Annotated in this window: 11 protein-coding genes and 1 pseudogene; 8 read left to right on the forward strand and 4 right to left on the reverse strand. The window is 57.9% G+C overall.

Going from position 1 to position 10,019, the window contains the following annotated elements:
- Positions 1 to 224: 224 nt before the first annotated feature.
- Entirely contained in the window at positions 225 to 737 is a 513-nt protein-coding gene (locus tag ACN0WV_RS19070; protein WP_417607835.1) for a hypothetical protein, read from the forward strand.
- A gap of 23 nt (positions 738 to 760) precedes the next feature.
- Here ACN0WV_RS19070 and ACN0WV_RS19075 read toward each other — a convergent pair whose 3' ends face one another.
- Positions 761 to 1,174 carry a nitrilase-related carbon-nitrogen hydrolase gene (locus ACN0WV_RS19075; protein ID WP_417607836.1) on the reverse strand — a complete coding sequence of 138 codons (414 nt, stop codon included), beginning with the start codon at positions 1,172 to 1,174 and terminating at the stop codon, positions 761 to 763.
- Positions 1,175 to 1,230: 56 nt separating this feature from the next.
- On the opposite strand from ACN0WV_RS19075, the gene ACN0WV_RS19080 reads away from it, so the two are divergent.
- Both ACN0WV_RS19080 and ACN0WV_RS19085 read left to right on the forward strand, forming a co-directional pair.
- Positions 1,231 to 2,163, forward strand: a complete 933-nt coding sequence (locus ACN0WV_RS19080; protein ID WP_417607837.1) for an IS5 family transposase — start codon at positions 1,231 to 1,233, stop codon at positions 2,161 to 2,163.
- 194 nt (positions 2,164 to 2,357) lie between these two features.
- Entirely contained in the window at positions 2,358 to 2,726 is a 369-nt protein-coding gene (locus ACN0WV_RS19085; protein ID WP_417607838.1) for a response regulator, read from the forward strand.
- Positions 2,727 to 2,936: 210 nt separating this feature from the next.
- Here ACN0WV_RS19085 and ACN0WV_RS19090 read toward each other — a convergent pair.
- Positions 2,937 to 3,115 (reverse strand): annotated as a pseudogene (locus tag ACN0WV_RS19090) (ATP-binding protein); the annotation flags it as partial.
- Positions 3,116 to 3,659: 544 nt separating this feature from the next.
- Here ACN0WV_RS19090 and rodA point away from each other — a divergent pair.
- Entirely contained in the window at positions 3,660 to 4,799 is a 1,140-nt protein-coding gene (rodA, locus tag ACN0WV_RS19095; protein ID WP_417607839.1) for a rod shape-determining protein RodA, read from the forward strand.
- 185 nt (positions 4,800 to 4,984) lie between these two features.
- Here rodA and ACN0WV_RS19100 read toward each other — a convergent pair whose 3' ends face one another.
- Positions 4,985 to 5,515 carry an SH3 domain-containing protein gene (locus tag ACN0WV_RS19100; RefSeq protein WP_417607840.1) on the reverse strand — a complete coding sequence of 177 codons (531 nt, stop codon included), beginning with the start codon at positions 5,513 to 5,515 and terminating at the stop codon, positions 4,985 to 4,987.
- A 381-nt stretch (positions 5,516 to 5,896) separates the two neighbouring features.
- Here ACN0WV_RS19100 and ACN0WV_RS19105 point away from each other — a divergent pair, with 381 nt between their 5' ends.
- The 3 genes from ACN0WV_RS19105 (at position 5,897) to ACN0WV_RS19115 (ending at position 7,853) form a co-directional block, all read left to right on the forward strand.
- Positions 5,897 to 7,003, forward strand: coding sequence for a S1C family serine protease (locus ACN0WV_RS19105; RefSeq protein WP_417607841.1), 1,107 nt, complete (start codon positions 5,897 to 5,899; stop codon positions 7,001 to 7,003).
- 113 nt (positions 7,004 to 7,116) lie between these two features.
- Entirely contained in the window at positions 7,117 to 7,362 is a 246-nt protein-coding gene (locus tag ACN0WV_RS19110; protein ID WP_417607845.1) for a TFIIB-type zinc ribbon-containing protein, read from the forward strand.
- Between the two features lie 77 nt (positions 7,363 to 7,439).
- Positions 7,440 to 7,853 carry a pentapeptide repeat-containing protein gene (locus ACN0WV_RS19115; RefSeq protein WP_417607842.1) on the forward strand — a complete coding sequence of 138 codons (414 nt, stop codon included), beginning with the start codon at positions 7,440 to 7,442 and terminating at the stop codon, positions 7,851 to 7,853.
- A 44-nt stretch (positions 7,854 to 7,897) separates the two neighbouring features.
- Here ACN0WV_RS19115 and ACN0WV_RS19120 read toward each other — a convergent pair whose 3' ends face one another.
- Positions 7,898 to 8,518, reverse strand: a complete 621-nt coding sequence (locus ACN0WV_RS19120) for an exopolysaccharide biosynthesis protein (protein ID WP_417607843.1) — start codon at positions 8,516 to 8,518, stop codon at positions 7,898 to 7,900.
- A gap of 208 nt (positions 8,519 to 8,726) precedes the next feature.
- Between ACN0WV_RS19120 and ACN0WV_RS19125 the strand changes: the two genes are divergently transcribed.
- Positions 8,727 to 9,692, forward strand: coding sequence for a calcium/sodium antiporter (locus ACN0WV_RS19125; protein WP_417607844.1), 966 nt, complete (start codon positions 8,727 to 8,729; stop codon positions 9,690 to 9,692).
- Positions 9,693 to 10,019 lie beyond the last annotated feature (327 nt).

The following is a 10,019-nucleotide window of genomic DNA, read 5'->3' on the forward strand; positions in this document are numbered from 1 at the left end:
TGATGGGAGCGTTTCCTTCCGTTTTCGAAGGTGGTCTCAACAGTTATCCGGACATCCATGGCAGTTCTCCTCGCAAAGAACCGACCCTAGCACGACCAGACCCCCACGTTTTGCCCACTCCCCCCCGAACGCGTCGTGTCTCAGATTTAAGGGCAACGCGACACGAGCACATCGAAGACGTCACCGAGCGTTTCGAAGGTCGCGCGGGCGGTTGGTTGGGCGTAATGGCTTCGGCTACCGATCTACATCCGATCACGCGCGCATGTATGGGCTTTCACCTCTGGAGCCTAGCCGGCCTCGGCCAACATGGAGATCGTATCGAGGGCGCTGTCACCGCCGCCAGGATCGCGGGCAGCGACGGAAGCGGTGCCATCTTCGCACCGCTGGCTATGGGCGGGGCAGGGGGGCTGCGCGCATCCGGCTTGCCACCAGAGCGCCTTGCCCGCTGGCTGGATGGGATGAGCAGCGCAATTCTAACGGCGATGCGTCATCTGGACGGCATTGAAACATGGGCCGGACAGGCGGAAAACGTAATGGCGAACCTGTCGGGCCGCACACCGCCTGCCTTGCGGGAGGCATTCATCGAATGGCCGTTGATAGCGGCACCGATGGCGGAAACGCTGACCGGCGCTAGCCGCGCTGCCGTGCAGCGCAACCTGGCTTGGATGGAAGCGAAAGGCCTGGTCCGGGAGCTGACCGGCCAAGGGCGATTTAGGATATGGCGAGCAGCAAGCTAAACCCTATCCACCAGATGCCGGGACTAAACATCTAATTCGTCGCTTCCGTGAAATCGGACCGTAGCTTTCGGCCGCTCATCCACCTGCAAGGTGAAGACGTCGGGGCGGGAATAATGCCCAACCACATCGAAATCATAGTGCGCGCGGACCAGTTCGGCCCGGTCGATTTCCGCTGAAACCAACCCTTCGCGTCCGGTCAGCGGACCTGCAAGCACATCGCCCATGGGCCCGATGATAACGCTGCCGCCATTGATCAGCGGGCGGGCATCGTCCCAATGCTCGACCGAGACGCCAAGTTCGGCGGGCGACGGCTGGTACTGGCAAGCGCTGACCAGGAAGCAACGCCCTTCATGGGCGATATGACGCATCGTGGCTTGCCAGACGTCGCGCTCGTCTACGGTGGGAGCGCACCAGATTTCGACGCCCTTGGCATACATGCGCAAACGCCGAGTGAGGGATTCATCTCGCGAATCCAGCGTGGTAGCTGGTCTGCATGAGCAGACCCATTCCGCCGAGCTACAAGACCAAGAACTGGTCGGCCTATAACGAAGCGCTGAGGCAACGTGGCTCCCTGACGATCTGGTTCGACCCGGACATGGTGTGGGTGCCCCCGCCAACGGGCAAGCGAGGCAGGCAGCCACAGTATAGCGATGCCGCGATCCAGACGTGCCTGACGATGAAGGTGCTCTTCGGCATGGCCCTCCGGCAGACGACCGGGTTCGTGGAGAGCCTGCTCCGCCTGGTCGGCCTCGACTGGTCGGTGCCAGATTTTAGCACGCTGAGCCGGCGCCAGAAAACCCTGGCCGTGACCATCCCCTACCGCGGCTCGCAGGGCCCCCTGAACCTGCTGGTCGACAGCACTGGCATCAAGGCAGAGGGCGAAGGCGAGTGGCATGCCCGCAAGCATGGTGGCGCGAAACGCCGTCTGTGGCGCAAGATCCACATCGGCGTCGACGAACAGACGCTGGAGATCCGAGCCATCGAGATCACGGGTAGCAACATTGGTGATGCGCCCATGCTGCCCGAGCTGCTTGACCAGATCCCCGATGACGTGGAGATCGGCTCGGTCACCGCGGATGGCGCCTACGACACGCGCAAGTGCCACGACGCCATCGCCGATCGGGGCGCCGATGCTGTCATACCGCCACGCAAGAACGCCAAGCCCTGGAAGCCATTGACGGCCGGTGCGATCGCCAGAAACGAGGCGCTGCGCGCCTCGAAATACCTCGGCCGCGCCATCTGGCGAAAATGGACCGGTTATCACCGCCGAAGCCGCGCCGAGACGAAGATGCACTGCGTGAAGCTGCTGGGGCAGAGCCTCATGGCACGCGACTTCGATCGCCAGGTCGCCGAACTCCAGATCCGCGCTGCCGTGCTAAACGGCTACACCGCGCTCGGCATACCTGTCACAGAGCCCATGGGATAAGTCCGTCCGGGGAAAGGGGAGGTCCGGGCTTCACACTCTTTGCGCAACAAAGCCCAGTCAACTCACACCGCGATCATGGGGTCTAACAACAGAAGTGTGGAAGTAGCAGCCTTGCGAAAAAGCTGTCAGTTTTCTCGGAACCCAACTAACGACTCTGATGTTTATCTGACGTTAGTCTATAGAAGAGAATTAAAATGAGTCCAATCAAGACGCTCGTCATCGTCGAAGATGACCCGCTGATTGCGATGGATATCCGGGAGCGTTGCGAAAACGCGGGCTATCTTGTGTTAGCGGTCACCGGGTCCGTCGCACAAGCTGAACGAGAATTCGCTGATCATTGCCCTGACGCAATTGTCACCGACATGGACCTTGGGCCCGGCGGAAGCGGCTGTGAGATTGTCGAGGCAATCCGCGAGAGATGTCCGGATATCAAAGTGGTTTTCGTAACGGGAACAACCGACCCGATGAAGTTGGAGCGTATTGCGACCACAAAACCGGAAGCTGTTCTTTCTAAACCGTTGCCACCACACAGGCTTGAGGATGCCTTACAGGCCCTTGGATAGTATCAGATCGCGAACCGGCCCCCTTTCGACCGGACACCTTGGGCTGACCAAGGAGGCTCAGGGATAGCCCTAAGCACGTGCTGTAGATTTCCATGCTGAAGCACCCCCAGGTTTTCCATCGAGAACTGACCCAGCTTGAGACTTGTTTCGAGGGGCAGTCTTGGGTCAAAATGTCATTGCCCTCTTTCTTTTTTCGCGCCGCTAGGCTGCGCTTGCTTTGAAGCGGAAGCTGTCGTTTCCGGTCTCCCAGATGTGGCAGCGGTGAGTCAGGCGGCCGTCGTATTTGGATCGCCGAAGACTGTTGCCTATTCGCTGAAGCTCTGGTTTGTGGTGATGACGACGCTGGTGCGTTCATAAAGCTTACTCAGCAGATGGAAGAGCAATGCGCCGCGCGGATTCTCTTGATCACGGCTGAAGTGTGCTGCCGTCTCGGCCGTCTTGCTGACGTAATCGAGCACGCTGAAAGCAGAGGGGTCGCCATATGCTCATTCGTGTGCTGTGTGTTGCGACCCATAGAATGAGTTGCCGAGGTTGCGATCTATGGACGGCACTCCCAAGTTATATCAACAACGAAGGAGACTCAATGATGCAATGTCCACTCGACGGAACCCAGTTGGTGATTCTGGCTCGCTCCAGCGTTGAGATCGACTGAAGCCTCCGATGCCACGGCGTATGGCTGGAACGAAGCGAGCGGGGCCACTTGGCATTCTTATTTCGTTTCTCTTTAGTCCGGTTATTGCATCGGAAGCGGGTATAGATCAGCAATTGTGCATGTTCGGAAAACGCCGTGGCTGTGCATTTGAGGCGCTGATTTGACTGGTGCCAACCGGGTGATCCGCGGGGAACAGCCGTGAGAGGGGAGAGCGACTCTTCTATAGGGGAGGCGATCGGAAAACTTTGCGCCGATCAAGTCCAATTTGGGAAATGCTACACATGAGCTACCTTATTTACAACAGCCAAACCGTACCAACCGGTTTACGTAAGCTGTTCTATCTCAATTGGGGCCTGATCGTTTTGATCTGTGCTGTGGCCTGTGTCGGGTTTGTTATGCTTTATGCACTCGCGGGCGGCTCAGCACACCCTTGGATGAAGCCGCAAGTAGAACGTTTCGCGGCAGGTTTCATTCTCATGGTTGGCATCGCGATGGTGCCAATCTGGCTCTGGCGCAACCTTTCCGTAATGGCTTATCTCGTCAGTCTCTGTCTGCTCATCGGGGTTGAAATTACTGGTTTCAGCGGCGGCGGTGCGCAGCGTTGGATTGATTTGGGTTTCATGCAGTTACAGCCCTCTGAGCTCATGAAAATTAGCCTCATCATGTTGCTCGCTGCCTATTATGATTGGCTTCCTTCTCGGAAAACATCGCACCCGTTATGGGTTGCTGTGCCGCTAGTTTTTATCGCGATGCCCGTAGCATTAGTTTTGGTGCAGCCCGATCTCGGAACCTCCCTGCTTCTCTTGATTGGAGGTGCCGCGATGATGTTTCTTGCGGGCGTGCATTGGGCGTATTTTACAACAGCCGCGGTTGCAGGTGTCGGCACCGTCACCGCCGTTCTGCAGAGCCGAGATACGCCTTGGCAATTATTGAAGGATTACCAATATCGTAGGATCGATATTTTCCTCGATCCTACCGCCGATCCACTCGGCTCTGGATACAACATTACGCAGGCGAAGATCGCGCTCGGATCGGGTGGGTGGAGTGGCAAGGGTTTCATGCAGGGAACCCAGACGCGGCTCAACTTCCTGCCTGAGAAGCATACCGACTTCATCTTTACAGCGGTTGCCGAACAATTTGGTTTCGTTGGTACTGCCTCTCTACTCCTGATGTACGCACTGATCATCATATTTTGTATGGTTTCGGCAATGGCGAACCGGGACCGGTATGCGAGTTTGTTGACGCTTGGGGTAGCGATGGCCTTCTTCCTCTACTTTGCTATCAACATGGCAATGGTCATGGGGCTGGTGCCGGTCGTTGGCGTGCCGTTGCCGCTGGTCAGCTACGGCGGGACGGCGATGCTAGTGCTGATGATGGCCTTTGGCCTGGTGCAAAGTGCACATGTGCACCAACCAAGATGAAGGGAACTGTAGGTCGCCCGTGATCTTGCTCCGGTTTCCCCGGGCACTCAGGCGGTTACGCTGTGGTTAGAGAAACGCGACCCCAGTGCTACCACCGATGACAGGAGCACCGCAGAAAGGTTCAGACGTTGATGGTTGACCAGTGGCGTTTAAGTGCAATCATGGCTTGCGCGGATCCCAAAAACTCAGTTTACGAGAACTTCTGGTCCACTACCCCAAAATGCGGATTTGTGTGCCCAACCCGTATAGCCACCCGCGTTCAATTCGCACCACGCGCCTTGACACTCTTCGAGCTGCGCGATGACGTTTTGTTCCAGTTTAGCCCTCACACGCGCAGTTTCAGACGGTTTGTTGCGCAGTGCAAGAAGATCTTTTTCGACGATCACTGTGCGTACGCCCGACAGCAAGACGTAATGCACCCAGCCACCTTGCCCGTCGCTGTCGATCACGCGACGCCAATGGCCGTACTCGGCAGTGATCTGCAACGGCATGTTCCGAAGCTGGTACACCCAATCAATGCGGTAGGTCAGGCTCGGCCCACGGCGCACGTTCGCCTTTTTTGTCTTCAGACTGACGTAGCGGGGCAGTGGTAGGTTGGTTACCCGTCCTACACGTAGGTCGTCAGATCTGGCCACGGTCGTCGGCGTGTCAAGCGCCATCAAGGCAATACATGCCGAAAAGATAGATAAAACACACAGGATATGTGCAAGGGTCATGGATGCCGCTCCGATCCGCCTGTTGCGAGCGCGGGTTCTCTGCCACGCGTCCCTAGCTGGTAATGTGTCACCATTTGAAGATTTTGGAAAGCGACTCACGGGACAGATGTCAGGGAGCAAGCTAAGTATTGTCGTGGCGCGGATGACTGAATGGCTTGACGTCAACCTGGGAAACGCCTCGCCCGAGGGTGCACAGCCGTGACACGTTCGGGAGATAGCGCTTATGCCGACAGACTTCGAGAATGAAGTGCGACGAAACCGGCATTGCTGTCATCATTTGTTTGGGGTCAGGAGTTGAGATTGGGCGAAACCAAAGCCAAATAAAACTTTGTCGATTCGAAATCATCTGACTTATCATGAAATATAAAGAGAAAAATCCGAATGATTAGAGGTGCAGGCCAATTGCGCGGTTTTCTATTGGGGCTGGTTGCGGCTGGCATCGCCGCCTTCCTACTGTTCGAAGCACCATGGCGCGAAACTGAGCTGCGCCAGATCATTCCGCGTGGCGAACTTGCGCCCCAGGAGGAAACGACCATCGCCCTGTTCGAGGCGGCACGTGGCTCGGTCGTGTCGATCACGACCGAAAGTCGCGTGCTCGATCCATGGTCACGCCGGGCTATGGAAGTACCGCGGGGCACGGGCTCGGGGTTCATCTGGGACGATCGGGGCCACATCGTTACCAATAATCATGTGATAAAGGGCGCATCTGGAGCCCGTGTCCGGCTCGCAGACGGTCGTCTGTTGGAGGCAGATCTCGTGGGAACGGCCCCAGAACACGACCTGGCCGTTCTTCACGTTGATGCGGGCCTCGACACTCCGCCGCCCCTGCCGATCGGCGAGAGCGACACGCTGCGCGTCGGGCAATCAGTCTTCGCGATAGGCAACCCATTCGGTCTCGACTGGACATTGACCACTGGCATCGTCTCGGCGCTTGATCGCGAGATCCCGACACAGGACGGCGCGACCATCGAGGGCCTGATCCAGACCGATGCGGCGATCAATCCCGGCAATTCCGGCGGTCCGCTGATCGACAGCGCGGGGAGACTGATCGGCGTGAATACGGCCATCTTCAGCCCGTCCGGGTCCAGTGCCGGTATCGGCTTCGCGGTGCCCGTTGACACGGTGAACCGGGTCGTGCCCCAGCTGATCGAAACAGGCACCTATCGACCGCCTATTCTGGGTATTCGGCATTCCGACCAGATCAATCGCCTCGCCGCAATGCAGGGTCTGGAAGGGGTTCTTATCCTCGGGGTAGAGCCGGGGTCCCCGGCCGTGGCGGCTGGGTTGCGCCCTGCGCGCCAAGACGCGTCCGGACGGCTGGTCCCTCGGGACATCATCGTCGGAATAGAGGATCGGGCTGTCGCGACTTCGGCTGATCTCCGTGATGCGCTCGACGCCTACGCTCCCGGTGACAGGGTCACGATCCGCGTGCTCCGGGACGGAAGCACGTCCGATGTGTCGGCGACCCTTGCTGACCCAAGGTTGTGAGGGGCGGATGCACCGACAGCCGCGCGTTTTCGCGGCTGAGGGGTTGGAAACGGCCACAGAGTACTTAGTTCAAACGCTGATATGAATTGAAATTGGCAAGAGAGGTGAACCGCATGCAGTGTCCCGTGGACGGAGAGATGCTCGTGATTGCTGAGCGTAGCGGCGTCGAGATTGATTACTGCCCGAAATGTCGGGGGGTTTGGCTTGACCGTGGCGAACTCGACAAGATCATTGAACGCGCGGGCCCGGCTGCGGCAGAGCCTGCACAAGCACACAGCTCCGAATACCGAGACACGCATCGATCACAGCCCCACAAGAAGAAGCGGGAGTCGTTTCTAGGCGACCTTTTTGACTTTTGAAGTCTGGGTCGCGAAGGCCAGAAGCAGAGAATAATATGGGCGTAGGCGTACGTTTTGGAAGCGCAATAGCCTCTGCAATGCTTCTCATTATTCCCGGTTTGGCGGCTGCGCAGACCGCAAGCAATAGTGACCAGTTGCGCATGCTCGGTCAGTGCAATGGCTGCATATTTGAAGACCTCGATCTGTCTGGGCGCAAGATGACGGGGGTTGATCTCAGTGGATCCACTTTTCGGAATGTTGATTTCACTGGTGCTGGCCTCGGAATCGCGATCTTCGACAACGCCGTACTGGAGAACGTGTCATTTGAAGGCGCGGATTTGGGTGGAGCAAGCTTTACGGACGCAACACTGAAGAACGTTTCGTTCGATCGCTCGGACCTGACTGGTGCGGTGTTTGATGAAGTCATTTTGAAAGATACGGATCTTCAATCTGGGATGCAGTGCAACACTCAGATGCAAGATGGGCTCATGGATAATTCCGATTGCGATTGATCGGCGCTGGTGCTCGTCCATTCTCAGGGGGCTTGAGCCCGTCTTCAGTGGATAAGGGCGTCCGCGCCCGCAGCGAGGGAGGTGAGGATTGTTGCGGTCAACAAGACCGATGCCGCACCAAGGACCAGACCCACACTGCTGACAAGGCCGTCTTTCTCCACAATGCCGACGCCAATGATGAAGAGCGAGATGGCCGGGAACCAACCGCTCAGGGGAACTGGCAAGAAAAGAGCGAATGCGATCACGAACATGAACAGGCCGAGAGGTCGTTCATTGCGCCGGGAAAACAGCGTCTTGTAGCGAGGCACGAGGATGCGTTCGAGCCTTCGTGTCACCGGCCGGAGGCGCAGGACCGTCCGCCTCAGCTTCAAAGGGTCAATCCGCAGACGGGCCAAGCGCCCTGGAAGTTTCACATGGGGGTAACCCAACATCATCTGGGCTGTGGTCACCAGAAGAGGCAGCGCCGTGATCAGGGAAGACCCAGGTGGCAGTGGCAGCAGCGTCAGCAGCGAGAACACCACGATCGCCCATCCAAAGGACGCCTCGCCGAGAGCCGACAGGAGACTGCCGAGAGTGAGCGTACCAGCACGATGCTGGCGGCGTGCCGTGCGCAGGATCGGGAGCGACAGCGAGGGTCGCCGTATTTCACCGTCGTTGCGCTGCATCTGGTTCCTTCCGGGTGGGTCACTACGATATCAGATCGCCAGCACCTGTTTACAATCGCCGGGCGCATTTCAATGAAGAAGACACGCAAAAAATTACGAATAGGGAGAAGGCTTGCAGTTCCTTTTCTTTGATCAACACCTTAAATCCCGACATGACAATCAGAATGCTGCCCATGCCGAAGCCGACTATTAACCGACAGGACCACGAATGCTTTATGATCTTCTCTTCGTGGCCGCTGGCCTCGTCCTACTTTTCGTCGGCGGCGAAGGGCTTGTGCGCGGCTCGGTTGCCATCGCCGAGCGGCTCGGCATATCGAAGCTCCTGATCGGGCTTGTCATTGTCGGCTTCGGCACGTCCACGCCCGAGTTGCTGGTGTCAGTGAACGCGGCTCTCGACGGTGCCTCCGAAATTGCCCTCGGAAACGTTGTCGGCTCAAACATCGCGAATATCCTGCTCATAGTAGGGGTGGCTGCACTCATTGCACCCATTATGGGCTGGGAGCGCACGGCGGTGCGCGAGGCACTCGTGGCAACCCTCGTTTCGCTTGCGGCGTTCGTCTTGGTACAAGGGGAAATCATCACCCGCATCGAAGGGATTGCGATGCTGATGGTGCTGGCGGGCTATCTTTTCTCCACCTATTGGCTGGAGCGGAGGAACCGCACCGCCAAGACGTTTCACCATGAGGCAGAGGCGTTCGAGGACGTTCCCTTGCGGCGACCCTGGCTGGCGCCTGTCCTCGCGCTTGGCGGAATCGCGGCGCTTGTGTTCGGAGCGGACCTGCTGGTCGATGGAGCCGTGAACATCGCGCGGACTTTCGGAGTGCCGGATGCCGTGATTGGGCTTTCGCTGGTCGCCATTGGCACCTCGCTGCCCGAGCTTGCCACCGCCATTGTCGCCGCGATCAGGCGCCAATCTGACGTCGTACTGGGCAACGTCATCGGGTCAAATATCTTCAACATTCTCGCCATTCTTGGCGTAACCGTCGTGATTCAGCCAATCGAAGTGAGTGCACGGTTTCGCACCATCGACACGCCCGTAATGCTGGGGGCTGCCTTGCTACTGTTGACGTTGCTGTTCGCAACGACGAAGGTCGGGCGGCTTTGGGGCATTCTCATGCTGGTCGCCTATGCAGCCTATATGGTGTTCTTGTTCTCCAGCGGAATGTCGGCCTGAGAGGCCAATGATAAATACTCCCATTAGGCACTATCTCAAAATCCGAACCGACAAACGCGTCAGCCACGTGTTGATGAGACGCTCCACTCGTCTCAAAAGAAATGATCTCGCCTTGGCCAGGCCAGCCCAAAAAGCGCAGTTTGATATGGCGAAGCAATCATCATATCGGCAGGATTATCCGCGACGCTGACATACTGAGCTATGCGGCGGAGATGGGAACGAGTGTTCCGAAGATCGAACTATCCAGCGTTGAGAACGGCGGTGAGAAAGTCGACCACGGTAGCGGCGGGATGAGCCCGCTGCGGGCGGCGTAAAAGTCGTCCACCT

Origin of the sequence: Primorskyibacter flagellatus, from assembly GCF_048268605.1 — a bacterium.
Classification (GTDB): domain Bacteria; phylum Pseudomonadota; class Alphaproteobacteria; order Rhodobacterales; family Rhodobacteraceae; genus Primorskyibacter; species Primorskyibacter flagellatus.

What these genes read in the sequence shown, in the direction of transcription:
- ACN0WV_RS19120 (WP_417607843.1), bottom strand. Translation starts at nt 8,518, where the DNA reads ATGCAGCGCAACGACGGTGAAATACGGCGACCCTCGCTGTCGCTCCCG.
- rodA (WP_417607839.1), top strand. Translation starts at nt 3,660, where the DNA reads ATGAGCTACCTTATTTACAACAGCCAAACCGTACCAACCGGTTTACGT.
- ACN0WV_RS19080 (WP_417607837.1), top strand. Translation starts at nt 1,231, where the DNA reads ATGAGCAGACCCATTCCGCCGAGCTACAAGACCAAGAACTGGTCGGCC.
- ACN0WV_RS19105 (WP_417607841.1), top strand. Translation starts at nt 5,897, where the DNA reads ATGATTAGAGGTGCAGGCCAATTGCGCGGTTTTCTATTGGGGCTGGTT.
- ACN0WV_RS19070 (WP_417607835.1), top strand. Translation starts at nt 225, where the DNA reads ATGGCTTCGGCTACCGATCTACATCCGATCACGCGCGCATGTATGGGC.
- ACN0WV_RS19110 (WP_417607845.1), top strand. Translation starts at nt 7,117, where the DNA reads ATGCAGTGTCCCGTGGACGGAGAGATGCTCGTGATTGCTGAGCGTAGC.
- ACN0WV_RS19125 (WP_417607844.1), top strand. Translation starts at nt 8,727, where the DNA reads ATGCTTTATGATCTTCTCTTCGTGGCCGCTGGCCTCGTCCTACTTTTC.
- ACN0WV_RS19085 (WP_417607838.1), top strand. Translation starts at nt 2,358, where the DNA reads ATGAGTCCAATCAAGACGCTCGTCATCGTCGAAGATGACCCGCTGATT.
- ACN0WV_RS19075 (WP_417607836.1), bottom strand. Translation starts at nt 1,174, where the DNA reads ATGTATGCCAAGGGCGTCGAAATCTGGTGCGCTCCCACCGTAGACGAG.
- ACN0WV_RS19115 (WP_417607842.1), top strand. Translation starts at nt 7,440, where the DNA reads ATGCTTCTCATTATTCCCGGTTTGGCGGCTGCGCAGACCGCAAGCAAT.
- ACN0WV_RS19100 (WP_417607840.1), bottom strand. Translation starts at nt 5,515, where the DNA reads ATGACCCTTGCACATATCCTGTGTGTTTTATCTATCTTTTCGGCATGT.